The 25470-nt window shown below is 53.3% G+C and carries 20 protein-coding genes; 14 read left to right on the top strand and 6 right to left on the bottom strand.

Going from position 1 to position 25470, the window contains the following annotated elements:
* Positions 1-173 precede the first annotated feature (173 nt).
* The 5 genes from HY913_20300 to HY913_20280 form a co-directional block, all read right to left on the bottom strand.
* Positions 174-596 carry a response regulator gene (locus tag HY913_20300; protein ID MBI4965630.1) on the bottom strand — a complete coding sequence of 141 codons (423 nt, stop codon included), beginning with the start codon at positions 594-596 and terminating at the stop codon, positions 174-176.
* Position 597: 1 nt separating this feature from the next.
* Complete coding sequence (locus tag HY913_20295; protein MBI4965629.1) at positions 598-1512, bottom strand: two-component sensor histidine kinase; 915 nt, start codon at positions 1510-1512, stop codon at positions 598-600.
* Positions 1513-1563: 51 nt separating this feature from the next.
* Entirely contained in the window at positions 1564-1989 is a 426-nt protein-coding gene (locus HY913_20290) for a response regulator (GenBank protein MBI4965628.1), read from the bottom strand.
* A gap of 40 nt (positions 1990-2029) precedes the next feature.
* Positions 2030-3691 carry a two-component sensor histidine kinase gene (locus HY913_20285; protein MBI4965627.1) on the bottom strand — a complete coding sequence of 554 codons (1662 nt, stop codon included), beginning with the start codon at positions 3689-3691 and terminating at the stop codon, positions 2030-2032.
* A gap of 262 nt (positions 3692-3953) precedes the next feature.
* Positions 3954-4364: a response regulator gene (locus tag HY913_20280; protein ID MBI4965626.1), complete on the bottom strand. Its 411-nt coding sequence runs from the start codon at positions 4362-4364 to the stop codon at positions 3954-3956.
* Between the two features lie 1115 nt (positions 4365-5479).
* Here HY913_20280 and pseB point away from each other — a divergent pair.
* The 12 genes from pseB (at position 5480) to HY913_20220 (ending at position 20032) form a co-directional block, all read left to right on the top strand.
* Entirely contained in the window at positions 5480-6490 is a 1011-nt protein-coding gene (pseB, locus tag HY913_20275) for a UDP-N-acetylglucosamine 4,6-dehydratase (inverting) (protein MBI4965625.1), read from the top strand.
* Positions 6468-7655 carry a UDP-4-amino-4,6-dideoxy-N-acetyl-beta-L-altrosamine transaminase gene (gene pseC, locus HY913_20270; protein MBI4965624.1) on the top strand — a complete coding sequence of 396 codons (1188 nt, stop codon included), beginning with the start codon at positions 6468-6470 and terminating at the stop codon, positions 7653-7655. Before pseB ends, pseC begins: the two co-directional genes overlap by 23 nt.
* 16 nt (positions 7656-7671) lie before the next feature.
* On the top strand, positions 7672-8397 hold the full coding sequence (locus HY913_20265; GenBank protein ID MBI4965623.1) for a glycosyltransferase family protein: 726 nt from the start codon (positions 7672-7674) through the stop codon (positions 8395-8397).
* Positions 8394-9446: a UDP-2,4-diacetamido-2,4,6-trideoxy-beta-L-altropyranose hydrolase gene (gene pseG, locus HY913_20260; protein ID MBI4965622.1), complete on the top strand. Its 1053-nt coding sequence runs from the start codon at positions 8394-8396 to the stop codon at positions 9444-9446. The genes HY913_20265 and pseG overlap by 4 nt, the downstream gene beginning before the upstream one ends.
* Positions 9447-10133 (top strand): class I SAM-dependent methyltransferase, encoded by a 687-nt coding sequence (locus tag HY913_20255; GenBank protein ID MBI4965621.1) that lies wholly within the window; start codon positions 9447-9449, stop codon positions 10131-10133.
* A gap of 237 nt (positions 10134-10370) precedes the next feature.
* A complete protein-coding gene (locus HY913_20250; protein MBI4965620.1) occupies positions 10371-12014 on the top strand; it encodes a B12-binding domain-containing radical SAM protein in 1644 nt (547 codons plus the stop codon).
* 129 nt (positions 12015-12143) lie between these two features.
* Positions 12144-12932, top strand: coding sequence for a WbqC family protein (locus tag HY913_20245; GenBank protein ID MBI4965619.1), 789 nt, complete (start codon positions 12144-12146; stop codon positions 12930-12932).
* Positions 12889-13938: a pseudaminic acid synthase gene (gene pseI / locus HY913_20240; protein MBI4965618.1), complete on the top strand. Its 1050-nt coding sequence runs from the start codon at positions 12889-12891 to the stop codon at positions 13936-13938. The genes HY913_20245 and pseI overlap by 44 nt, the downstream gene beginning before the upstream one ends.
* Before the next feature lie 11 nt (positions 13939-13949).
* Entirely contained in the window at positions 13950-15830 is a 1881-nt protein-coding gene (locus HY913_20235) for a hypothetical protein (GenBank protein MBI4965617.1), read from the top strand.
* A 37-nt stretch (positions 15831-15867) separates the two neighbouring features.
* A complete protein-coding gene (locus HY913_20230; protein ID MBI4965616.1) occupies positions 15868-17685 on the top strand; it encodes an ABC transporter ATP-binding protein in 1818 nt (605 codons plus the stop codon).
* An 11-nt stretch (positions 17686-17696) separates the two neighbouring features.
* Positions 17697-18884: a glycosyltransferase family 1 protein gene (locus HY913_20225; GenBank protein MBI4965615.1), complete on the top strand. Its 1188-nt coding sequence runs from the start codon at positions 17697-17699 to the stop codon at positions 18882-18884.
* A 44-nt stretch (positions 18885-18928) separates the two neighbouring features.
* Complete coding sequence (locus HY913_20220) at positions 18929-20032, top strand: glycosyltransferase (protein MBI4965614.1); 1104 nt, start codon at positions 18929-18931, stop codon at positions 20030-20032.
* 18 nt (positions 20033-20050) lie between these two features.
* On the opposite strand, the gene HY913_20215 is transcribed toward HY913_20220, so the two are convergent.
* Entirely contained in the window at positions 20051-22300 is a 2250-nt protein-coding gene (locus HY913_20215) for a YfhO family protein (protein ID MBI4965613.1), read from the bottom strand.
* 219 nt (positions 22301-22519) lie between these two features.
* Between HY913_20215 and HY913_20210 the strand changes: the two genes are divergently transcribed.
* On the top strand, positions 22520-23785 hold the full coding sequence (locus HY913_20210) for a hypothetical protein (GenBank protein MBI4965612.1): 1266 nt from the start codon (positions 22520-22522) through the stop codon (positions 23783-23785).
* 344 nt (positions 23786-24129) lie between these two features.
* Entirely contained in the window at positions 24130-25461 is a 1332-nt protein-coding gene (locus HY913_20205; GenBank protein MBI4965611.1) for a hypothetical protein, read from the top strand.
* The last annotated feature ends 9 nt before the right edge of the window (positions 25462-25470 follow it).

Here is a 25470-nt window from a genome sequence, read left to right as displayed (position 1 = left end):
CCTTCGCGGGAACGACGGGCGTCATCGCGGTCCGGCAAAGTAGGCTCTTTCGATACGTTCTGAAAACCGGACTGAACGCCTCATGGCCAAACAGACATTACTTTTGGCAACCGGTACAAACCTTAACTTGCATAGCCGTGAGCGCACAAAGCGGCCCTGTGAGGAGATCTTTTCTAGGGAATTTGAGAATGGGTGGTGTCGCCGCCCGTCAGGCGGATTCGGGATATCTTTCTGTCATACGCCGCCTCGATCTTTTCCATAAGTTCTTCGATCGCGTACGGCTTAAGAACGTAGTCATACGCGCCCAGCTTAATTATCTCCTTGGCCGTGTCCACGGATGCGTATCCTGTCATTATAATCACTTCCGCCTGCGGATCGATTTCTTTAATTTCGGATAAGACCTGAACCCCACCCATTTCCGGCATCCTCACATCCAGGATAATCACGTCATACGGGTTTTGCCGAAGCTTTTGGATGGCTTCTTTCCCGCTTCCGGCTGTCACAGCCTCCAAGCCCCGGACGGTGAGCAATTTGCACATGGTGGTCCTGAAGCGTTCTTCGTCGTCCACAATCAGAACCTTTGGTTGAGTTGGCATGTCAGGTCTCCCCTTGAACGCACCGTTGGATTGGCAGATGAATCGTGAAGGCCGTGCTCCGGCCGACGTCACTGGTAGCTGAGATATAGCCTCCCAGTCTTTCGATGATGCCCCTGCAAATGGCTAATCCCAACCCCGTCCCCTTTCCTTGGGGTTTTGTTGAAAAGAATGGGGTGAAGATCCGCTGCAGATTCTCATTCGGTATTCCGCAGCCCGTGTCCCTGACCACTATTTCCACGGCTCCATTCTCGGCGACCGTAGTTATGCTAATTATTCCATCCTTTTCTATGGCGTGCGACGCGTTTACCAGAAGATTGAGAATAACTTGACGCAACAACGGAGGGTCGCTGTACACCGCGGGGAGATCAGGTTGAAGGTTCCTCACAATTTTAATGTTCTTGTCTGATACTTCCCGTTCGACGAGATCCGTCATGCTTTCTATCAGGTGATTTATGTCCACACACTGAATCACCGGCTCTGCTTCTCGCGCCAGGCTCAGCAGCTTGTGCACGATCTCCTTGCAGCGATCAACCTGCTGTGCGATTTCTCTTAACGAGTCCTTGCAATCATCCAGGTCCTTCAGGCCCTTGAGCGAATCACTTTTCAGGACGTGTTGTATCCATTCAATTTCCTGCGCTATTATGCCCAGCGGATTATTTATTTCATGGGCTATGCCGGCTGAAAGCTCATCGACGGTCGCGAATTCCCGGGCACGGCAAACCTGTTCGTCAATGCAGCGATTTGCCTGATCGACCCCATGAGATTTGCGTGACAAGCTCCAGGCATGAAAAAACCATGCCCCGGCCAACAAAGCCACTCCCAGGCCAATGGAAACCCCGGCCAACAGTCCGACGGGAACGGCGGAAAGGAGGATCAGAGCAGGGATCAGGTAAGCGTGCAGGTCGCGGGTTGTCATTGTTTTGAACTCGCGCGGCGCCTTTTAATTCCGGATGCTCTATGACGGTCATTAATGGCTGTGGGCGGCTTCTTCCCCTTCATCTCTCGATTTCCGGTCTTCCTCAATGAGCTTCCGCTCGTAGGCCTGGTTCATTTGTTCCAGAAGTTCGTCGAGAGGAACAGGCTTCATGACGTAGTTGTATGCCCCAAGCTGCAACCCCTGTATCCCTGAGTCTACCGATCCGTGGCCGGTAAGCATGATCACTTCCGTGAGGGGTCGTCTGGTTTTCATTACCCTGAGGGTTTCTATTCCATCCATGCCGGGCATCTTTACGTCGAGGATCACTACGTCGAAATCCTTGGTCTCCATCAGATCCAGAGCCTGTCGCCCGCTTGTAACGCCTTCGGCAGCCAGGCCTCTATCCTTGAGCCGCTTGACGATGGTTTCAACGAACTCCTCCTCATCGTCTACAATTAGAACTCTGTACGATAGCATCCCTGTCTCCTGTCGCATTCGGTTCCAAGACCTTGCTCGTTTATTTCACCGGCAGCGTGATCGTAAAGGTTGTGCCCTCGTTCGGCTCACTTGCTACCGCGATTCTTCCACCCAACTTTTCCATTATGCTGTAGCTTATGGACAGCCCCAATCCTGTTCCTTCCTGCGGACTTTTGGTGGTGAAAAACGGGTCAAAAATCTTACCCAAGACCTCTTTGGGGATTCCCGGACCGTTGTCGGCAATCTCAACCACCACATTGCGGCTGTTCGTCGAATTCAAGGTGGTCTTTATGCTAATGGTCCCGCCTTTACCCACAGCATCGATGGCATTGTTTATGATGTTAAGAAACACCTGTTGGAGCTGAGTAGAATCCGTGGTCACTTGAGGGATTCCGCCATCGTACTCCGTCCGGATTGTGATATCTCTGTACAATGCTTCATTCTCAAGGAAGGTAAGGGTTTCGGCCAGTAGCCTGTTGATGTCCACCACTTCCTCGGTGGTAGGTTCCATTCTGCGACCGAAACGCAATAGCCGGTGAGTTATGGTCCGGGACCTTTCCACCTGACGCTCTATCTTCTTGATGCAATCCGCGAACTCTTCAAAGTTTTCACTGTTCCTGACATCTTCTTTGTCGAGGAGGTCCTTCATCCAACCGGCCTTTTCACCGATGATTGCCAGCGGGTTGTTAATCTCATGGGCTATGCCTGCGGCAAGCTTCCCTAGCGCGGCCATTTTGCTCGACTGCACCACCAGATCGTCGCTAATGGCTTTCTCCTGCTCCATCCGGATCAGCTCGTTAGTCATGGACCTAGTGGTAAGAATGGTTCCTGTGACAACCAGCAGGATCCCTCCGAGCAATATCAGCGCCTCCATGTACTGAGTTTTAAAGAGGGGGGCCATTTCATCTTTGGGGTCCTCTTTGACAACGAGGATCCAATCCTTGCCTGTAATCTGAGTCGTGCCAAAGAGGTTTTTCTCCCCTTTGATGTCCATTTCTTCCACGTTGGTGCCTACATAGGACGAAAAGTCTGGCGTCATGGGGCGCCCGAGGAGTTCACCGGAAAGCCTTGGGGGCGTCTGCAAGACATTGTTCCTGTTAATGATAAACGCGTCCCCTTTCTTTCCCAACTGCGCGGCCCTCACGATGTTGTCTATGATTTCGGAATTGATGGTTGCGCGCAGAATCCAGGTCCTGTTACCATCGCGTGCGGTCACCGCAATAATGAAATGTGGGATTTTCCTGAAACCAAGAAAAACGTCGCTGATGTAAACTCCGGATGACATGACCTTGTGGAACCACTCCTCGTTTCCGTAATTCACCTCTTTCAGCCTTTCATAGTATGGCCCCACGTAAGCAACATGATTTCCATAGTCGTCTATGACTCCGATATCAATGTAAGACCTCGAACGTGACTGGATGATGTGGAAGACTTTGTTCAAGTATGCCTCATCCTTGAGTTGCTCCATGCTATGGGTGTGCGCGACACTGGTAAGTTGGGAGATTCGCTCATCAAAAAAGAGTTCCAGAGAGCCACGCCTGTTTTGAACCAAGGTTTTCAAGGCTTCCATAAGCTTGTTGTTATAAGCGGAGCTGAACTGATAATAAATTGTGACCCCCATCACCAGCAGGGGCACCAACGAAAACGAGAGCGTCATAATTATGATCTTCAAGCGAAGAGTGCCATAGTGGGGCGAGGCCATCGAAATCCTCCTCGGTTACCCGTTAGTACCGCAATAACCTGTTATCGGCGGTTTCAAAATCCTCTCGGGATGAAAGAGCCATTGAAATTCCACTCACCACACCGTAGCAGCCCACGGTCCAGGCACCGGTTCAGCGGCTGTAAATGCGGGGCATCATCCTGCGCGCGGCAATATTTGCATGGAGGTCCTCCTCGCGGGCGGTAGATGCATGCTCTACTCCCTTGATCACAGTTGCCGGAGCCATTTCCACGCTCTCGCCTGCTCAGCCATTTGGACCTGAGACGCTCGGGCGGAAACGCTCCGGGTAATAGCGGCGGAGAACATCCACTACCACTTTTTTGAGTCGATTCGTGTCTCCTTCCTTCTCAACCACAGCGGCCGCATTGTCAATGGCCGCATGACTAGGGTGTTCCGCAGGAAATGAATGAATCACGACGGGCAGAGGAGGCAGTCGGGATTCCAGCCATTCCAAAGTTTCCAAAGCGTCTCCCTGTGGCATTTCGAGATCCAGGATCAGCAAGTCCGGCGGCTCTTTTACGTCAATCATCATGATCACTTCCTGGCTATCTTTGGCGACCTGAACCCTATATCCCGCCTCCCGGAATTCGCGGCGCAAGAACTCCCGAACGTGACGGTTTTTATCGGCGATCAAGATCCGAAACGACCTGTTCATGGACGTCGCTTCCGTTTACCAATGTGAGTTCCCTCAAGCAATACCCGCGGCATGCCCCCTCCACGAGGTCAAAGTCGCCGTTCGCAGCGGAGGTTGTTGTGCCGCCCGCCACAAGAAAGTTACTTGTTCCGCGGCACCACGGTGCCAGTTGCTGACAGGATGGTTGCAACCCCCATGCCAGGACTCACCAATGCAGAAATGGATCTAATTGCTGCAAACCAGGGGCGTTTTTTCCCAATGATCCGGCGGTTCGGCTTCATGACCCTCGGCGCTCGTGTCAGCATTTCTTACAGCTTGTAAATCCCCGGCGAGGTTGGCGACACAGGTTTGCACCTGAGACCTCATTGTATAATCGGATAGATATCAGCGGCTTTGTGAAGGAATAGATCGCATTTCGCGGTTTTCAGCGGGCTTGCTATGATACTTTCCCGCTTGCCGTAAATGAATGTTTACTCCAAGCGGCTCAAAATGGCTTGATTTACTGGGCAAATCAGTACATAATTCAATGATGTACGAAAGTTTGGGAGATCGGAAACGGTCCGGAGAAATACGGATCGGTTGTTCACCGGCAAGTTTGCCGGTGCCGACACCACCGATATGACAACAGGGAAGCGGTTTTTGTGGAGCACCTGTTTCTTGGACGACTCAAGGTGCTTCAATAGTCTGCGGGGACGGGATTCCAGGCCCGGACCCGATAACATTTTCGGGTCCCACCGCTGCGAGCGATCCATCTAGCGGTTTCTCGCGTCACGTGTGGCCCGGATGTCTTAGTTACGGGTGTAAACCGGGAGTGGGGAGGTTTGGGAGTGTTGTACAAACGCTCTGCGATCGTTGGCAGCGGCGATTTGCGGAGACCACCGCGGCCGAATGACTCAATGTTAAACGCCGTGGCTCAGAGGCAAGACAATTTAGTGAAATCGCTACCATACCTTGCTAGCGCGGGGGCGAAGCCTGCCCTTTAGCTCTCAACCGCAAGCTCCACCAAACATGATCCTTTGGAATCGCCGTACCATATCTCGTGTTCCACCTACCACATCCAACCCATCGACGAAATTCAGGACGGTTCCAATACCGGATGAACGCAGATCGCCCGGGGATTTCGCGGAGACATCTCCATGATTTTAGATGATCAAGTCATTCTGATTACCGGTGGGACAGGCTCGTTCGGCAAGAAGTTCGTCGAGTCAGCCCTGAAGCTCCATAACCCCGCGAAGCTCATCATATTCAGTCGTGACGAATTCAAGCAACACGAGATGCGAGCCTCCGGCTTGAACCACAAATGCCTCCGTTATTTCATTGGCGACGTCCGGGATAGAGAGAGGCTGTACAGGGCCTTGGACGGAGTTGACATCGTGGTGCACGCTGCTGCGATGAAGCAGGTCCCCGCGTGCGAGTACAATCCCATCGAGGCCGTCAAGACCAACGTCCTGGGGGCAGCCAATCTGGTGGACGCAGCAATAGACCGAAACGTAAAAAAGGTCATTGCCTTGAGCACCGACAAGGCCGCTTCTCCCGCGAATCTTTACGGCGCGACCAAGCTGTGCGCTGACAAGCTTTTTGTAGCAGGCAACTCGTACTCTGGTCCCCACAACACCCGTTTCGGCGTTGTCCGGTACGGTAACGTGCTTGCAAGCCGCGGGAGCGTGATCCCCTTTTTCGTGCAAATGGCGCGATCCGGCCTGCTGCCTGTCACGGACCCAAGGATGACGCGTTTCTGGCTGACCCTGGACCAGGCGGTTGCCTTTGTGATCAGTTGCCTAGGACGTATGGAGGGAGGCGAGATTTTTGTCCCCAAAATCCCGAGCATGAACATCCTCGATCTCGCAAAGGCCGTCGCACCGGAATGTCCTACGACAATTATCGGAATCCGGCCTGGCGAGAAACTGCACGAGGTCCTTATTCCGGAAGATGATGCCCGCTGGACGGTGGAATATGATGACAACTATGTGATTCTTCCCCCGTTTCAAGAAGCCGCTGAAGATTACGCCGGCAGAAACGGCGGCAAGATCTGCGAAGACGGCTTTCGTTACTCGAGTGACACCAATGACAGATGGCTTTCTGCGGAAGATCTGAGGCAGATCCTTGGATCGACCGACCCCGAACATGCGGAAGAAAAGAATCAGTAGCACCCGCCAGGGCGTGGCAAAGGTGTCCATTCCTTACGGCCGGCAATGGATTGAGGCGGACGACATAGAAGCCGTCGTCGAAGTCCTCCGGTCAGATTGGCTCACCACGGGCCCCAGGGTCTCCGAGTTTGAAGAAGCCTTTGCGGAACGGGTCCGCGCCAGGTACGCCGTCGCTGTGAGCAGCGGCACAGCGGCTTTGCACGCGGCCGTTCACGCCGTTGGAATCGGACCTGGGGATGAAGTTATAGTCCCGCCTATGACGTTCGCGGCCACGGCCAATTGCGTCGTATTCCAGGGTGGAATCCCCGTGTTTGCCGACGTGGAACCGGGAACCCTTCTGCTCGATCCGAAGCAAGTAGAAGAGAAAATTACCGCTCGCACCAAAGCTGTAATCGCCGTGGATTACGCGGGTCAACCATGCGACTACGATTCATTAAGAAAGATTGCGAGAACTCACGGCCTTGCCCTGATCGATGACGCATGCCACGCTCTCGGGGCTGCGTACAGGCGGCAACCTGTGGGCTCGCTGGCGGATTTGAACACTTTTAGCTTTCATCCCGTAAAGCACATTACCACCGGCGAAGGCGGGATTGTCACCACCGATCGAGAAGATTTGGCTGAGCGCATGAGGCGCTTTAGAAATCACGGCATCAGCACTGACCACAGTGAGCGAACCAAGCAAGGCTCCTGGTTCTACGAAATCGTCGAGCTTGGATACAATTACAGGTTGACGGATTTGCAGTGTGCGCTGGGGTTGAACCAGCTCGGGAAACTATCAGGGTGGGTGAAGCGGCGTCAGGCAATAGCCGCGCGGTACACCGAAGCATTCTCGCTAATTCGCGGAGTTGAGCCTCTAATCACAAAAGCGGACGTCTCTCATGCCTATCATCTCTATGTGGTCCAATTTGACGAGACCGAATTCAAGCGTGACCGAACCGGGATTTTCAGGGCATTGAGAGAAGCAGGCGTAGGGGTCAACGTCCACTACATCCCGGTCCATCTTCACCCGTTCTACCGCCGGAGGTTTGGCACCGGCCCGGGCCTCTGCCCGGTTGCCGAACAGGCGTACCAGCGGATAGTATCTCTCCCTATCTTTCCGCTCATGACCGACGAGCACGTAGATCAAGTGGTTGACGCGGTCGCCGGCCTGGGCCTCGACGCGTAAGGACTCTGTATTTTTCATGGCGATTCCTATAATCATTCAGGCCAGAACCGGGTCGCAACGACTCCCCAGGAAGGTGTTGGCGGAGTTGGCGAACGGCACGGTCCTGGAGTACGTTATCCGCAGATGCAGGCAAAGCAGGCTTGGTTCCAACGTGATCGTAGCCACAAGCGTGCTTCCGCGAGACGATGCTGTAGAGGCTTTGTCGGTCTCTTTGGGTGTGCCGGTTTTTCGGGGAAGCGAAGACGATGTTCTCTCCCGGTACATTGACACAGCGCGCGCGTTTCGTGCCAACGTCCTTATTCGAATTACCGCAGACTGCCCCTTAATAGATCCAAGTGTAATCGACAAGGTTATCGGAATTTATCGGCTCGGACCGGTCGATTATATTACCGTTGAAGGTTATCCGGTGGGCTTGGGGGACGTAGAGCTGGCGACGCTGCCGGCCCTCGAGCGCTGCTTAGCTGAGACCTCTCCGGCCGAAACCTACTATCGCGAACATGTGGCAACTTACATATCCACGCATCCTGACCGGTTCCACTCGCGATCGGAAAGCCCTCCACCGGCTCTTAAGAAACCGGAAATTCACCTGGCGGTTGACGAGCCGGGTGATCTGGAGATCGTTCGGAGGATCTGCGAATACTTTTCCCCCCGCCTGGATTTTCGGACTGCAGAGATACTCGCTTTTCTTGAAGAGCATCCCGATCTGCTCGCCTCGAGTATGCGGAGGAGCCAGCACCCTTGAACATTTTAGTTCGCACGGACGCTTCTGCAGAGATCGGCATGGGTCATGTGATGAGGTCCCTGGCCTTGGCACAGGCGTGGCAGGATTTGGGCGGACAGGTGACTTTCGCCATGGCGACCGGTTCACAGCCGGTTCGGCAAAGGCTGATGTCAGAGAGTATCGATCTACTGAACGTCAAGGAAGTTCCGGGAAGCCGGCAGGACGCTCACGCTACTGCTTCGGCGGCCAAAAAACTTGACGCAACATGGGTGGTACTGGACGGGTACGTCTTTGAGGCCGAGTTCCAAAGAGTTGTCAAAGATTCTCAGCTTCGGTTGTTGGTGATCGACGATTATGGCCATTCGAATCACTACTGGGCCGATATTATTGTCAATCAGGATTTCGCCGCATTCCAAATCCCTTACGGGAACCGGGAGACTTATTCACGACTTTTGCTCGGACCGCGTTACGCGCTCTTGCGCCGTGAATTCACGAATTGGGGCCATAAAACCCTCGAAATTCCCGAGGTGGCTGGAAAGGTCCTCGTGACCATCGGGGGCAGCGACAAGGAAAACCTTACCTCCAAAGTTCTGAAGGCTCTGGAGAAGGCCGATGTTAGCGGCCTTGACGTGGTAGCTGTGATAGGTGGGGCCAATCCGCACTATAAGGAGTTGCTCCTTGCGGCAGCCGATTCATCTGTGCCCGTCCGCTTGGAGCCCAACCCCGTCAATATGCCGGAACTGATGGCATGGGCTGATGTGGCAACTTCAGCCGGGGGAGGCACTTGTGCTGAACTGCTGTTCATGGGTGTTCCTTCGCTCGTAATTATTGTTGCAGACAATCAGGAACAAAATGTGGCAGCGCTGGATTCTGCCGGGGCTGTCATCAGCCTGGGACAGCATGAATTACTGTCCGTGGAGGCAATAACCGCAGCCCTTGCCGGCTTATGCCAAGACTCAAACAAGCGGCGGGAAATGAGCCGGAAAGGCCGAAGCTTGTTAGACGGGCGAGGGGCATTGCGGGTGGCGGAAGTGATGAACGATTCGACAGTCAAGGAACGGAAGGGATAAATGAACCTCGCGGAAATGAAAGGCCTCCGGTTCCCCGATGTTTATGTAACGAGGTTCTTCTTCAAGACAGGCTTCGATCGACGAACGGGCAATGTCCTGGAACTGGGATGCGGTAACGGGAACAACCTCATGCTCTTCTATCACTTCGGCTGGAATGTGGTCGGAATAGACAAGGATCGAGTGGCAGTCCAAGACGCCTTGCACAACTTTGCGGCAGAGAGTTCTGCCCGCGGATCTTACGAATTTGTTTTGCATGATCTTTCCACAGGCCTGAAACAAGTGTCGAAAGGTCATTTTGACGTGCTGTTGATCCCTAATTCTTTATACTATCTCGAACGAGGTCGCGCAGAAGCGCTTCTGGCCGATGCATCGGAGTCTCTCAGGGCAGGTGCTTATGTTTTCCTTAGAGCACGAACCGTTCGCGATTTCCGCTACGGTCGCGGTCAACAGATCGACAAAAACGCTTTTCTGTTGAACACCGAGGAAACAGGAGAGAAAGGGTTGGTAAACGTCTTTTATCATGACCATGAACTCGTTGAGATGCTGCAGCGTCGTCTGGCCCTGGACGTCACAACAGCGGGGATTCTGCACGTGGATTATCAGAACCTACAGCAAGGCATGCTCATATCAAACTCGGATGTAGTCATATGGGGCAGAAAACACGGCCACCCCGTGTCGTCTGACTGATCGATATCAATGCGCGGTTGAAGAGGTGAAAATGGGTGAAGCCGGCCCAAGTGATTCTCCAAAGCAAAATCACGCCACGCCGTCCCTAACTGAGAGGATTTGCCGGGCCCGGCAGTGCTCCAATCTCTCCATGATGCTCATGAAAACGCATGGACATGGGCCTACGGATCTTGTGTCGGCTCCAAATCTGTACCAGGTGGCGCTCAGCCGCTGGTCTATTTACACGGAGATGAAATCATGAAGCCAGAAATCTTGTTTGTAAACCTCCTGACGTTACCTTTGGCAAGCCTTGGCGGCCCTTCGTCAAAGGAGCCCAGCCCGTATATGCCTATTTCGATACCTTTGGGAATATTGTATCTCTCCTCGTACATCCGCAAGCATAACGACGTAGGAAGAGTTGGAATACTGGATTATGTCTTGGACAGCGCAAACGTATCGGCTTATCCCACTGCACGGGAGTTTATAAGACACCTGGCCTTAAATCATGCTTCCTTTGCTCCGGATATCTTGGCTTTTTCGTTTGGCTGTTCGGCATCTCATGATTTCTTCGCCCTGTGTCTTGACGAACTTAAAACTATTTGGCCCGAAGCCAAAACCGTTGTCGGCGGAGTTCATGCAACCAATTGCACCAGACAGGTTCTTGAAAACAAGAATGTGGACTATGTTGTCCGAGGCGAAGGGGAAATCGCTTTCTCTGATTTCCTGCATCAGTTCGACGGCTCCAAAGACATCACGGTCAAGGGGGTCTACTCACACGCAAGCGTTGAACAAACATCTTCGCTGGAATTGGCTCATCCAATAACAGACCTGGACCAAATACCTTTTCCTGATTGGGAACTCATAGAAATGAACAAGTACGTTTCTCAGAAGGGCCGAAGGAAAAGCATCGGTAATGCAGCTACCGCCAAGATGGCGGAAATTGTTACTACGAGGGGGTGCCCGTTCAAGTGCACCTTCTGCTCCGGTCACACGGTCCACGGCCGTACGGTAAGAAGTCGCTCCGTTGAGAACGTGGTGGGGGAAATGAAACTGCTGCACGAGAAATATGGTGTGACATTGTTTATCCCAGGCGATGATTTGTTTACAGCGTCAAAACAGAGGACACAACGTTTATTAAAAGCCATCAAAGGATTGGAGATCACCAATTTGGAACTCCATTTCACCAGCGGTCTACGGATCAATTCCCTGGACGCGGAACTTATGGATGATCTCGTCGACGCAGGGATGACTATGACTTACCTGGCAATAGAATCCGGTTCACCGGACGTTCAAAAACATATCATAAAGAAAAATGTCGATCTGGTGAAGGCCAAATACGTAGCTTCATATTTGAGATCCAAGGGTGTAGTAGTCAGGTGTTATGTCATCCTGGGCTTTCCCGGAGAGACCAAGGAGCAAATGCGAGAAACCATCGACTATGTGAGAGAACTTGATATGGACTGGTGTTCTTTCTTGACAGCGACTCCTCTCGTCGGTTCGGAGATGTATGACCAATTTCTGAAGCTGGGATATATCCGCGATGATGCCGACTTGTGGTCCAAAACCATTTTCGTGAAACGGACTTTCGATACGCGTGAGATTTCTGCCCAGGACTTGAACGAACTTGCCTACATCGCGAATCTTGAAATTAACTTCATAAACAATCCGAACAAAGTTAAGGGCTCATATGAAAGAGCGATTTCACTGTACAACGACATAGTGGAATCTTATCCATTTCACGTCATAGGATGGCATTGCATGATGGAGTGTTATCGGATGCTGGGCCGTTCGGACAAGGTTGCTCAAGTCCAAGCAACGATAGCCTCCTTGCTGGAATCGGATCCGGCTGCCCAGGAAATGTTTAAGAAATATGGCCACTTGATTGCTGATTGGTCGGCATAGTGGGTCATCCCTGCACGCAGAACTTTTTTCAACAGATGGTTTCAGTCAGCCTGAAGTCCGGGTTACCTGAAAACAAGCGTGTGAGACCGGCCGTCATGTCCCGATCGGCCACCACCGGGAGATCCGTCCATGGCTGAAAACCGAGTCTGCGTAATAATGCAGCCGACCTATTTGCCCTGGCTGGGATATTTCGACCTCATCGATCAAAGTACGGTCTTTGTTTTTCTGGACAACGTGCAATTTTCCAAGCAATCATGGCAGCAGAGGAACCGGATCAGGACTGACAAGGGACTGGAATGGCTCACCGTTCCCGTTCTAACTAAAGGAAGGCGCGGCCAATTGATCCGGGATGTTGAAATCAGGCGCTCAAATTCGTTTCCAAAAGATCACGTTCGTTGCATGGAAGTGAATTATGCCAGGAGCCCTTTCTTTCACAAATATTTTGCCGGATTCGAAGCCCTCTTGCTCCGGAACTGCTCTACCCTGGGGGAATTGAACGTTGGCGTGATCCGCTGGCTAGCTTCCGAAATAGGTATAGACGCCAGATTTGAAGTGGCCACTGAAATCGACGCTCAAGGAAGCCGCTCCGAACTCTTGGCGAACATTTGTGAGGAAGTCGGAGCAAACATCTATTTATCGCCAGTGGGCTCTGCCTCTTATTTGACCACAGAGCATGGTGCGTTTGAGAGAAAAAACATAGAGGTCGTCTTCCAAAATTTTGACCATCCCGAATACCGGCAGGTCTTCAAACCCTTCATGCCGTACGCCAGTTGCATCGACCTGCTTTTCAACGCGGGCGAAAGATCGCTGGAGATAATCCGGTCAGGCAGACGGCCGGCTATCACCTTCTCAAAGATGCTCGAACAGGTTCCGCATGTTACCGCTATTCATCAACCAGAGACAAATCAGCACGGATAGCCCGGTATACGTGGTTGCGGAGATGTCGGCCAACCACGGGCAGGATTTCGATCAGGCGGTCCGTATAGTCGAAACCGCGAAATCCTGTGGAGCGGACGCTGTCAAACTCCAAACTTACACAGCCGATACCCTTACCATCGACTGCGATAACGAGTACTTCAGAATTCACGGCACGGTTTGGCATGGGCAGAAACTCTACGAACTCTATCGCCGGGCCTCCACTCCCTGGGAATGGCAGCCGCGTTTGAAAAGAATCGCGGACGATCTTGGGCTGGATCTCTTCAGCACACCGTTTGATGCTACTGCGGTAGACTTCTTGGAAAAGATGGAGGTGCCCTGCTACAAAGTGGCCTCTTTTGAAATTGTGGACCTTCCTCTGCTCCGAAAGATTGCTGAGACCGGGAAACCGATCATCATGTCAACCGGAATGGCTACCCTGGCTGAAATTGACGAGGCTGTGCAAACGGTCCATGATGCCGGTTGCAGTCAGTTGGCATTGCTCAAATGCACCAGCGCATACCCCGCGCCTCCTGAAGAAATGAACCTCCTGACAATTCCTCATCTTTCGGAAGCCTTTCAGGTCCCGGTGGGCCTTTCAGACCATACTTTGGATTTGACCGTGCCCGTTACCGCGGTGGCTCTAGGCGCCTGCATCATAGAAAAGCACTTCACGCTCTCCCGTTCCACGCCGGGGCCGGACAGTGCATTCTCGCTGGAGCCGCAGGAATTCAAAGCCATGGTGGATGCAGTCAGAACGGTATCGCGCTCATTGGGAGCTGTCCATTACGGCGCGTCAGAGAATGAATCCCAGAGCAGGGCCTTTAGAAGGTCCTTGTTTGTGGTGGAGAGCGTGAAGGCCGGCGAGACCTTTACGGAAGTTAACGTGCGATCCATCCGGCCGGGACACGGATTACCTCCGAAGTTCCTCGAACATATAGTCGGGCGTAAGGCAGCACGGGACATTGTTAGAGGCACTCCCCTGACGTGGGAATTGGTCGGAGGGTGACAAACCCGGGTATGAGTAAATTAGTGCTCTTTTTCGGGGCAGACCTGACCGGCAGAAACGCCACGCGCTTTTTGAGAGGCCTTCACCGACGCGGTTGGACATTGGTCGCACTAGATTCCCCGGCAATGGCATGGGCAAACCGAGCGGGCGCGCCGTACACGCTAATTGATGATTGGCTCGATCCTGAGAAGTTCGTCGAAGCCCTGGAAACAGCTATTGTTTGTGAACGGAACTGGTTCGAACCGGTCCGAGAAGAGTTCACTGTGGACGGCATCTGTTGGCCGGACATTGATCGCTATACGACTAATTGGTTTTGGCAAAACGCCATACTGTCGCTGGAGCTGGCGGAGGCATTCAAAAGCAGAGGATGCAACGAGTTTATTTTCTTCCGAAACCTCTTTCCTCGAGCCTCAATTTGGAATGGCGATTCTGATGTCTGCAATGCCATGTGGAACCGGGAGCTATCCGGGAAGGCGACGCGATTAATTCGGCATGATCCGTTGCAGGCCCCTTTCTGGGTTGATACCATAGCTTCCGGGCTCAAGAGGCTCCAAGCACTTATCAATAGCTCCGGCAACAAGCCTTCCCGAAGCGCGGCACCTTTCCCCGAGAAAAGCCTGGTACTGGTGCTGGGACATGAAGAGGCCCTCCGCGTTAATCACATTGTTGAGCACCTGAAAGCTCACTTTCCGGGAAAGGTCGCCGCGGTGATCGGAGGCCCTTATGCTGAATCATCAGGGCAAACCACGGCGGAATGGGGTATTCCGGTTCAACTGAGCGCTACCTGGCCCTTATCTTCCTGGGTGGCCGCATTCCCATCCCGGCTGCTCCCGAGAGTCGATCACGCCCTGGAAACACGTTTTCTGCACGGATACGAGAAGGCCTTGGCCGCGTCGGTTGGCGCCCAGTGGGAAAAGCCCCTGATGCACCTGGGATTTCATTTCCGATACTATTGCAAATATCGCTGGCCCAAGCTGCACACGCACAACTTCAGGTTCTGGTTGAAATTATGGGAAGACCATCGGCCTGCCGCCCTCCTGGTTACTTCCAGGTCGGATACGGTTTTCATACTGGCGTGTGAAGCGGCGAATCGGCTGGGGATTCCCACGTTCTTGATTCCCCACGCAGGGATGAGCCGGTACTACAAGGACCTGGCCTACGGCGATGCCATCCTGTACGGCAGCCGGCTTCAAAGAGTTCACCATGAAAGGTCCGGCCTGCCCGCGTCTCGTCTGGTCGGCTGCAAGGATCTGCTCGCCAGGGATGAGTATCCTGTTAAACCTTCACAGGCTTTCTCTTCACCTTCAAAGTGGCGCGTACTGGTCTTGGTGGAACCGACCGGCGAGGGCCCCAACTTGAACAAGTACACGTCCCCGCGTGCTCAGTTGGAGGCTCTTAGAGCAGTTGTGAAGCCGCCCTCAAACATCGCGGACAGAATAGATCTGGCCATAAAAGTTCATCCCAACAGCCCCGACCTGGAGTTCATCGAAGCCGCAGGAAGTAATGTGGCGGAAAAAATGATGCCCATTTCGTCCGAGCTTCGATTCGCACTCAACGAAACCGATCTGGTCGTCGCGATAAATTTCGGAGGCACTGCGCTGATTCACTGCATGTTGTTGGGCAAACCTGTCATATCCTTTGTCACTGAAAAGGAGCCGATGGCAAAAAGGCCCGACTTTGCCCTTGACTTCTTCGACCAAGGCGTGACCATTGCGCGACGCCCGGAGGAATTGTGGGCCATGATAACAAGGTTTTTCACCGAACCTGAATCGGCCGAGGGTATGAAGCTGAAAGCTGAAAAATTCGCCCGGGACAACCTGGATGACAGTGGGTTCCCCAGCCTTGCTGATGTGATAAGCAAAGCCCTGGGGTGGAAGCAGCCGACGCCCTGACGTTTCGCTTAACCCTTCGCTACGGCGGCTACGCGAGATGAGCCGCCATCCCCCAGACACAGTGCTAAAGCTCGAAAACATGGTCTTTTCCCAACAGCCGGACCCTGACAAAAGATGGGGAATGCGCTTCATCCGATCGCTTGTCCTGGCTCACCCCAGGCGCAGCCTCATCGCTTCACTATGCCTGTTATTGGCAGGTCTGGCCGAAGGAATAAGCGTGGCGAGCCTCGTGCCTCTGCTCGGCCTTGTGACAGGCCAGGGGCCGCACAGCGGCTCCGAACTGGGCCGATATGTGCGGGACATGCTTGGTGCGTTGGGCCTGGAACCGTCTCTGCCCACACTTCTGGTCGTGATAGTGGTTATGGTGGCTGCCAAGGCCGCTCTTGTCCTTGTAGGCATGAAGCAAGCGGGTTACACGGTGGCACAAGTAGAAACCGACCTTCGTCTTTCCTTGATCCGAGCCCTGATGAAAGCGCGCTGGGAGTTCTTTATAACGCAGCGGGAGGGCTCTCTCGCCAATGCGATAACTATTGAGGCTGAAAGGGCGGCAGTAGGGTACTGGCGCGTGTGCCGGGTTGTGGCTTTCTCGGTTCAGGTGGCAGTGTACGCTGCTGTTTCGTTGCTCGTCTCGTGGCAGATTACCCTGGCTGCCTTGGCTGCCAGCTTGATCGGAGTCCGGTTGCTGGGAAAATTCGTGGACCTGTCCCGCGCATCAGGGATACGCCAGACCGAGTTGCTCAATTCCATTTCCGCACGACTTGTGGAAGGCCTCAGCAGCATAAAACCGCTCAAGGCCATGGCCTCCGAGAACATGCTGGGACAGCTCCTGGAATCCGATGCCAAGAGCATGAACCAGGCAAGGCAAAAGGAGATCCTCAGCTACGAAAGCCGTTACGCCCTGTATGAGCCCATATTGGCTGTGCTCATGGCCTTCGGCCTTTACGGTGCCCTTGTGTGGTGGAACGCGGAACTTGAAACCGTGGTACTACTGGCGCTGCTGTTCTGGAGAGCGCTGACCCGCGTGAACGGGATACAAAACGAGTATCAGGATCTGGCTAGAGTGGAAAGCGCTTTTTGGTCCCTGAATGAGGCTATAAGCCGTGCCTCAAGCGAAACCGAGTTGACAACCGGCGGCGAAAAACCTGTCCTGAGCAGAGACATCACCTTTCGCAATGTTGCCTTCTCGTACGGAGACCGAAGAGTCCTGAATAACATTAGCTTGCGGGTCCCCTCGGGGAGTTTTACGGCCTTGGCAGGCCCATCCGGAGCAGGTAAGACAACTATCGCAGATCTCGTGGTCGGTCTGATAAGACCGCAGGAAGGCGATGTGTATGTTGACGACCTCCCCATGTCGGATGTGGACATGAGGGCCTGGCGCTCTATGATCGGCTACGTGCCGCAGGAGACAATCCTCTTTCACGACACGATATATGCCAACGTCACATTGGCTAATCCCGCGCTTACTCCGACGGATGCGGAAGCAGCTCTTAAGGCTGCCGGCGCATGGGAATTCGTTTCCAAGTTGCCCCAAAGGATTCACACCACGGTCGGGGAGCGGGGCGCCAAGCTCTCAGGAGGGCAACGTCAGAGAATCGCCATTGCTCGGGCCCTGGTGAGAAAACCTGCGCTTCTGGTCCTCGATGAGGTTACTTCTGCATTGGACCCTGAGACAGAAGCGGAAATATGTTCAACGCTGATGCGGTTGAAGGGGACTATGACCGTTTTAGCAATTTCCCATCAACAGGCCCTGGTAGATGTCGCGGACATTGTTTATTTCCTCAGCAACAAAGGGACCCTCCTGGAGGCGCCCGGGGCCGACGTTCAGAAACGGGCGCTCGCTATGGAATTCTCTTGAAATAGAAAAAGATGGGAATGGGGCCAAGGCGCGTACTTCATGTTGTGGACGGATTAGAACGCGGCGGCATTACCACGTGGCTGATGAACGTGCTTCGCCATACGAGTCGCGACGTTCTTCAGATGGATTTCCTCGTTCATACGGCCGATCCGTGCTCGTACGATGACGAAGCGCGGGCCCTGGGGTCGCGCATCTTGCACTGTCCGTATCACCGAAAACCTTGGCTATACGCCCGCCACTTCACGAGGCTCGTCAGGGAGTATGGTCCTTACGACATCGTTCACAGCCATTGCCATCGTTTCAGCGGGCTTGTGTTACGATTGGCTTACAAAGAAGCAGTACCGGTTCGCATCGTACACAGTCACAGTGACGCGTCCGCGATTGTTGCCGAGGAAGGACTTTTCAGACGAGCTTACTATTCCTTGATGGACCACTGGATCGATAAGTACGGTACCGTAGGGTTTGCTGCAAGCCGTTCCGCGGCTAAAGACCTGTTCGGCGAGAACTGGGAGTCCGATGGCCGATGGAAGACTCTCTTTTGCGGTATTGATACAACACCCTTCCACCACACCTATGATCGAAGAGCAGTTCGTGAGGAGATAGGGTTGCCATCGGATGCGCCGGTGGTAGGCCATGTGGGCAGATTTACGCGAGCCAAAAATCATATGTTCCTGTTGGAGGTTTTTGCTCATGCTTTGAGATTGGAGCCCAGGCTGCGGCTAATCCTTGTGGGTGACGGACCCGAGGAAGAAATCGTTCGCCAACGGGCCGAACAGGACGATCTTAGGGAGAGGGTCCTTTTTCTTGGCTCTCGTTCTGATGTGCCCCGCCTTTTGTTGAATTGTGTGGACCTGTTTCTGTTCCCGTCGGTATTTGAGGGTCTCGGGCTCGCTCTGGTGGAGGCGCAAGCAGCCGGGCTTCCATGTCTTGTTTCAGAGCAGGTCCCTCGCGAAGCGGACCTTGTGCCGTCCCTTGTTCGACGGTTGTCTCTTTCGCACGGACCGTCCGAATGGGCCGGGCAACTTCTCGACTTGATTAGCGCCCCTCCGAGGCTCTCCTTTCAAGAAGCCCTTGCCATAGTGGAACAAAGCCCATTCAACCTTTCAAACAGTATTCGCGAGCTTCAAGATGCATACACCGAGCAAACAGCACCCGGAAAGAAAATGGAGGCTAGCGCCCAATCCGAGTCTTGCACCTGATAAATGCCTTTAACAGAGGCGGGCTGGAGAGCTGGCTGCTGACCATGCTGCGAGTGATCCCGAGAGATGCATGCCGTATGGACGTGTGCTGTAAAGGAGATGACAAGGGTCCTTGGGCATGGCAGGCGGAAGAACTCGGGGCCGAGGTCTACCACTGCCCTTTGCGGCCTTCTCATATCGGATTTATGCGAGGCCTGGAACGCCTGTTGAAGACTGGACGTTATGATGTTGTTCATAACCACCTTGGCGTGTACAGCGGTTTCCCCGTCTGGATATCACACAGAGCAGGTGTCCCGGTCATTTCCACCTTTCACACCACAAGGATAGATGATCCGCACAATTGGTGGCTCAGGCTCCCCATCTTGACTCAACTGCGCAGATTGTACGGTCGGATAAGCATCAACTATGCCGTGAGAAATTCTGAACTGGTTACCGGCGTTTCTAAAGGCGTGCTGGAAAACATGGCCCCGGATAAGTGCAGGATCAGTGGCCAATGTCGAGTTCTTTACCTCGGGACCGATGTGCCGCCGGCTCCGACTCCGCAAAGCAGAGTGGATTTCAGAACAGCATTGGGACTGTCTGCACAGGCGCCTTTGGTTCTCCATGTAGGCCGCTTCATGGAACAAAAAAACCATGTCGGCCTCATCGCGATATTCGAGCGCGTGCTGCTAGATTGCCCTGAGACAAAGCTTCTCCTGGTCGGAGAAGGCATTTTGAAGGAATCCATCAAAGCCCTGGTGGAAAATCTCGGACTGGGGACTTCGGTCCTATTTCTGGGGCATCGAAACGATGTAGCCGATATAATGCGAAATTGCGATGTTTTCTTGCTTCCGTCGTTTTATGAAGGACTTCCGGTGGTAGCGCTGGAAGCTAACGCGGCTTCCCTGCCGCTGGTGGGATCGAGAATTCCGGGCCTGGCCGAGGCGGTGGAAGAAGGTCGTACAGCCATCTTGCACGATGTGGACGATATCCGGGGCATGGCCGACTCAGTGGTCAGGCTCCTCACTGATCCGGCTTCGGCGCGCCGACTCGGCGAGGCAGGCCGCGAACGCATCCAACAAGAGTTTTCAGCCGAAGCCGGAGCAAAACGCCTACTGGAACTGTACGCCGAATGCCGGCCACGAGTGCGGGCCCAGGCTGGTGGGTAAGCTGGGAGAGCTGAACGATCACCGATCGTGGGAAAACGGCGCGTACGGCGGCTGGTACCTCAACGTGATCTCGTGTCGTCCTTTTGTGACATATAACCCTTGGAACGTATGATCCGCCGGGAAAACCGTTGCCGGCCTCCCATCGATCGAGGCCTTCCAGTAGGGGCTGTAGTTATGGCTGATTACCAATATGAAATCAGAGGCAGCATCGGCTCCCAGGACTATTCTATCGGCAGAATAGTCCAACAGTTTTACTTCGGCGTTCCCCGATGAGAGCTGATCAAGAGGCAATGTGCCAACGTCGGATTTCTTCAGGAATGCCGTGGTCCGAAGCTGCTCGTATTCGGCCTTTCCCAGAGCATCCAGCAGGTCCGAACTTTGATCGAACAATTCCACTTTGGTCATTGGAAGGAACCGAGGCATAAATAGTCGGTTTTCGTATATGTACAGAGGTGCAAAGGGCTTCTTGCCAGCCACATAGTCGATTAGTCTGCTCAGAACCCCTTGCTGCTGAAAAGCGATTAGATTGCCTGTTTCCACGCGCGGCAATTCAGAAAGATTCTCGTCCGCCAGCCGGACCGGCGAAACAAGGAACTGAACATTGGCCAAAGAAAGCAAGGAAAGGTTGTAGTGATCTCTCAGTCGGAGCGGAGCAAACTGAGCCCTGTCGAACCTGGGGAAGGGATTGAAATAGGAAGGTGAAAAAAGGTACACCTTGCTGCCCCAATTGTGAAAGAACCTGAAGATATCTTGATTGGAAAGGATCAACGGAGAAATCACCTTCTCCCAGAATTCCTGGTATCTCTTGGAGTAGACGTTCACGTACCCGTCCGGAGTCTCAAAACCTAGTGTCCACAAGCAGGCCGGAGGTCGAAGGGCCTCGGCAACCGTGGCTACTCGAAAGGGAGGTAAGTGTTTCGTATGGAGCGACAGTTGCTCAACGGCAGGATGAAGGTAGAACTCCTTGAAGTTGGCCCCCAGCGTCGCGTGATACATGTTTCTGACCTGGATGACACAGGACTGGCCCAAAACCCATATCACGGCTAAACCAATCAGCAACGATCTGATCGAGAGTTCCCGACACCGAGTTCCACTAAGGGCTCTTGGGATAGAAACTTTAAAAGGTATGTGGCTCGCTCCGAAAGCGGCTGCCAGACTCAAAAGAAAGGGCACCAAGAGATATACCCTGTTGAAGTTTACAGCCTTCAGGAAAACCAAGTGCTGATGAAAGAACTCATGGACTGGTCCGTATATGGGCTGAAATACCAAACAAAGCATAGCCGCGAGGACCAAGGCCAGCAGGCGACGATCGCGGCGGCGGGAAACGAACAAACCGACGACAGCGAGGCCCAGCGCCCATGCATTGTCCAGTATTATTTGCCAGGAGAACGCGACTTTCCTGAGCATATACTCATGCAAGACGTGATTGTCCCAAGAAGGTCCCATCGGCCCAGGCCAGTCCGCACGATGCGAAAGAGGGACGTTCTCGATCAAGGCCTTTGCCAGTGGCAGGGAAGCAATGCTCCAGGCTAAGGTAAAGGACAATGGAATGAGCATGAACCGCCTTCCCTCCTTGGGCGGCACCACGATAAACCAAAAGAAAACCATAGGCAAAAGGTATACGGCATTGGGAAACCAAGCGGTACAAGCGAAAAACAGCCCGACAAGTGCAGCATATATGTATGATCGGAAAGCGTAGGCATCCAGACGGGAAAGAGCCCACAACACAAAAGGCAACCCTGCCTCGGTGAGGAATCCGTTGTCCAGGGAAAAGCCGGAAATATTCACATTCATGCCTGCTTGAACGTAGGCACCGTAAACAAGGCCTGCATACAGCGAGGGTGCCGGCGGAAGCCCGGCGGGCCCGGTCAGAAGACGAAATGTAAAATATCCGGCCATAAATCGCTGAACAAACTTTATCAGGCCGTACGCCAACCAGCCGGGCAAAAGCGCGAACACCATCACATCAGGTTGGAAGGGCCAGACCTGCATTGACAGGCTGTCAATTCCCACTACCTTCTGGAAGTCCCAGTAGCCCCAGATGCGGTTGATCACTGCTGAAGACAACGCGATGCGATAAGGCAATGCGCTGTCGCCGGTATCATGCAGAAAGACGAATGACAGCGGCCCCAAGCCAAAATAAGTGATGGACAGCCACAGCGACCATAAGGCAAAAATGATGGCCCAATTAGAGCTAAGCCACCGGGAGTCCGGAAGGGGAATTTTCCGGAGGTCAACCTCTGCCTGAATCCGAGCGCTTGCCTGCATTATGGCGCATTCCAATTCGAGGAATCAGTGTCAGCGATAGATTTGATCTCCGGGTCCGAAACCAAGCAGCCGTGGGTTCTATGCTTCATTCAGCTTATAATACGAGGGAGCAGCTCCGGATGCAAAGCTTTGTTCGGGATTTCGAGAGGGCGCCTGGGCTGTTCTCAAGGAATCCTGTGGGATGAATGGTGAGTACCACTCTACATCGAGGTCGAAGCAGTGATTGAAGGAGATATTAGCGACATTCTGTTTGCCATCCCGCTGATGATTTCGGTGCCTTTTTTGGTGAATCATTATTTGAAGGGCCTTCCCTTCACGAAGCAGTTTCGCCGGATGGTTACCTGGGGCGGGGTAATTTGGCTGGTGTTCTCGTTCTTCAACGAAGCGTACGTCTACCTGCTGTTGGGCCTGTCCCCCATGGATGCATATGTTCATTGGACACAGGCAACAAAAGCCGCGGTGGAAATCAGCAGAGGTCACTGGCCTTTCCAGGAGGCATGGCCTTTGGGAAATGAGGCTTACCTCGCATATCTTGCCTATCTCCAATTAATAACAGGTTGCTCTCCCACGCTGCCTGTTGTGATAAACGGCTGGGCCGCGTTTTGGGGCGGGCTGGTCCTCTCCAGATCCTTTGGCAGCCTTTTGCCTTACGGCAGGACACAATCCTTTTGGCTCTTGTTTATCATTTTCTTCCCCTCAACGGTATTTTGGGCCACCAGCAATCTGAAGGAAGCTTTCATGTATTGGGGAGGATGTCAGGTCTTTTCTCTCGTGTTTCCCCGGCGTAATTCAAGCGAACTGTTGAATCCGGGAGCTATTGCGGGTGTGGTAGTGATGGCTGTTTTGCGTCCTCATGTTTGCGCAGTCTGGCTGGGCTCTTGCGCCAGCGTAAGCTTTTTCCAACGCGGTCAAAGAGTTTATGCCGTAATACTGTTGATGGCACTCCCCTTTGTCGAAGCTGGATTACACAAAGCGGTCGGTGTTGAGCTTTCATCCCCAACTTCTGCAATTGATCGCCTGGCAAGGCAGCAAAGCGCGCAGCTGGCCGGTGAAGCGGGCAGTTCGAAAATAGAATATGGAGGAGAAGGGGCGATCTTTTTCGTCTCCGGCTTCACTTCCATATTCTTTCGCCCTTTCCCCTGGGAGATCAGATCATTCAGGATCTTGATCAGCTCGATGGAAACCTGGACCGTCACGCTCTTGATGATTTTCGGATGGCTCAGAATGACACCGTTCGAACGGCGTCTGGCAATCAGGACTCCTGCAATACAGGCGGCTGTTCTTGTCTGCCTGGTGTTTTCGATATTCTTTACCTATCTTCCCAACGAAGGGCTGATGGTGAGGCAAAGGGTGCAAATGATTCCCGCGCTGCTGGTCCTATCATTCTTCCCCTTGTTCTTGAGGGAAATTCTGTCTCATTCAATAAGAAACCAAGGCGGGCAAGGCCCGAGGTCCTTTGCCGCCAAATTCGGATCCGCCAAGTGAGATCCCGGCCGACCCGGCGGTATCATGCCCGAAGCAAGGACCGGTCAGAGGTCTATACCGAGTCCCAAAATTTTTATCCGAATGCGGCTAGTTTGGGTAGTGGCAGAAAAATTTCAGGACTCGTTGTCAACCCTTTCGACGCTCCTCCCAGTAAAGCTCTGCATCGCGAGGTTGCAAAATTGTTGTTGGACGAGTTGATTCTCAGGCCTGTAGCTCAGCAGCTTAGATCCCATTAAGCATGTTAGAAGCCATTGCGGCGCCACGTCCTATGGAACGAAAGCACTTAGACCGGCCTTGGATTTCTCCGGGCCACTCGGAACAAACTCAAACCCTTGCCTTAAATAATGGGAAAATGCTCCAAACCTAGTGCGGCAATAGAGGTCTCGATAATCCTCCTCGCGTTTATCTTGGTCAATCTGGGCAGCCAGGTTTTTCAGGAACCGGTTTCTCTGAACGGCGGGAGAGGTTGGGACGGCGTAGAGTATTACTCTATGGCCGAGCAGTTCTCGCAAAGAAAACTGCCTGAAGCAGCAGCCCCTTTTGTCTATCGCATCGGAACGCCCCTTCTCGCCTCGTTGTTCAAGCATGACCTATTGCTGGGCTTCAAGGTGGTGAATATTGTCGGCAACCTGATCACGGTCATTTTGCTCACACTTTGGCTTCGACTCTACTTGCAGGATTGGACAATTCGAGCTTTCCTGGTCCTTATTTTTATGGCTCAATGGCATGGGCCGGTCAGATACGTGTACTATCATCCGGCATATATAGAGCCGTGGTTGCTGGCGTTCTTGCTCATGGGGCTTCTTGCGATTCAACGGGTAGCAGTAAAACCCACGTTCGGCAAGGTGGCTTGTCTGACATTTGTATCCTTTCTGGGCGTTGCCTTTCGAGAAGCGTGTCTGATTATACCGATCGCATCGCTGTTTGCCGCGAATCCGGTGGCTCGCCAAGACTCACTGTCGGCAGCACCAGCCCAGCCAACAGTATCTAGAATGATCGGGCAAACACCGACGGCACTTTTTCTGCCCCTGGCTTTTGCATTATTGAGTTGGCTCGCCGTGCTGTATTTGGTTACCCCTACGTCGAATTATTCATACATCAAGAGAGCGGTTGTTTGGGGTTACAATCAGTCGTTGGCCCTTTACATACATAGCTGGTTCGTGGCTTACGGCCCGGTTTTGGTATTGTTGTTGTACAACTGGCGGAGGACAGGATCGTTTTTGCGGACCAACCAATTTATGCTGGTCTATTTGCTGGGCCTCGCGGCCCTTGCATGGATAGGCGGCACTGACACAGTGAAATTCCTCTTCTGGGCCATGCCGGTGGTTTATCTGCTGGTCGGACGGGCAATAGAGGACAACAAGGAATTGCTGACACTCCCTCTGGTAGTTGTCCTGGTCTTCTGCCAACTGCTCTCGGAGAGAGTCCTCTGGCCGGTACCCGACTATCCAAGTCCCTACTCGGGAGGTCTGATCCTGCTTACTCTCTTGGGGAGCAAAATCCAGTACCTGGACTTGTCCCCTTCCCACGGAAGCCGCGGCATTCAGATTATCTCTCTCTTTCAATATTTGGCCTTGAGCGCTTTGATCCTGTCATGGCTTTATCGCCGCCGCGGCATTGTCGGGAAGTCACGAGTGTCACCCACGGCGAACCCAGCGGCCGATAAGGCCCGATGATCCATTAGC

Origin of the sequence: Desulfomonile tiedjei, assembly GCA_016212925.1 — a bacterium.
In the GTDB taxonomy this organism is placed as follows: domain Bacteria; phylum Desulfobacterota; class Desulfomonilia; order Desulfomonilales; family Desulfomonilaceae; genus JACRDF01.
The sequence above is the reverse complement of the archived record's forward strand: the minus strand, read 5'-3'. Positions and strand labels throughout refer to the sequence as shown.

What these genes read in the sequence shown, in the direction of transcription:
- HY913_20300 (MBI4965630.1), bottom strand. Translation starts at nt 596, where the DNA reads ATGCCAACTCAACCAAAGGTTCTGATTGTGGACGACGAAGAACGCTTC.
- HY913_20295 (MBI4965629.1), bottom strand. Translation starts at nt 1,512, where the DNA reads ATGACAACCCGCGACCTGCACGCTTACCTGATCCCTGCTCTGATCCTC.
- HY913_20290 (MBI4965628.1), bottom strand. Translation starts at nt 1,989, where the DNA reads ATGCTATCGTACAGAGTTCTAATTGTAGACGATGAGGAGGAGTTCGTT.
- HY913_20285 (MBI4965627.1), bottom strand. Translation starts at nt 3,691, where the DNA reads ATGGCCTCGCCCCACTATGGCACTCTTCGCTTGAAGATCATAATTATG.
- HY913_20280 (MBI4965626.1), bottom strand. Translation starts at nt 4,364, where the DNA reads ATGAACAGGTCGTTTCGGATCTTGATCGCCGATAAAAACCGTCACGTT.
- pseB (MBI4965625.1), top strand. Translation starts at nt 5,480, where the DNA reads ATGATTTTAGATGATCAAGTCATTCTGATTACCGGTGGGACAGGCTCG.
- pseC (MBI4965624.1), top strand. Translation starts at nt 6,468, where the DNA reads ATGCGGAAGAAAAGAATCAGTAGCACCCGCCAGGGCGTGGCAAAGGTG.
- HY913_20265 (MBI4965623.1), top strand. Translation starts at nt 7,672, where the DNA reads ATGGCGATTCCTATAATCATTCAGGCCAGAACCGGGTCGCAACGACTC.
- HY913_20255 (MBI4965621.1), top strand. Translation starts at nt 9,447, where the DNA reads ATGAACCTCGCGGAAATGAAAGGCCTCCGGTTCCCCGATGTTTATGTA.
- HY913_20250 (MBI4965620.1), top strand. Translation starts at nt 10,371, where the DNA reads ATGAAGCCAGAAATCTTGTTTGTAAACCTCCTGACGTTACCTTTGGCA.
- HY913_20245 (MBI4965619.1), top strand. Translation starts at nt 12,144, where the DNA reads ATGGCTGAAAACCGAGTCTGCGTAATAATGCAGCCGACCTATTTGCCC.
- pseI (MBI4965618.1), top strand. Translation starts at nt 12,889, where the DNA reads ATGTTACCGCTATTCATCAACCAGAGACAAATCAGCACGGATAGCCCG.
- HY913_20235 (MBI4965617.1), top strand. Translation starts at nt 13,950, where the DNA reads ATGAGTAAATTAGTGCTCTTTTTCGGGGCAGACCTGACCGGCAGAAAC.
- HY913_20230 (MBI4965616.1), top strand. Translation starts at nt 15,868, where the DNA reads ATGAGCCGCCATCCCCCAGACACAGTGCTAAAGCTCGAAAACATGGTC.
- HY913_20225 (MBI4965615.1), top strand. Translation starts at nt 17,697, where the DNA reads ATGGGAATGGGGCCAAGGCGCGTACTTCATGTTGTGGACGGATTAGAA.
- HY913_20220 (MBI4965614.1), top strand. Translation starts at nt 18,929, where the DNA reads ATGCTGCGAGTGATCCCGAGAGATGCATGCCGTATGGACGTGTGCTGT.
- HY913_20215 (MBI4965613.1), bottom strand. Translation starts at nt 22,300, where the DNA reads ATGCAGGCAAGCGCTCGGATTCAGGCAGAGGTTGACCTCCGGAAAATT.
- HY913_20205 (MBI4965611.1), top strand. Translation starts at nt 24,130, where the DNA reads ATGGGAAAATGCTCCAAACCTAGTGCGGCAATAGAGGTCTCGATAATC.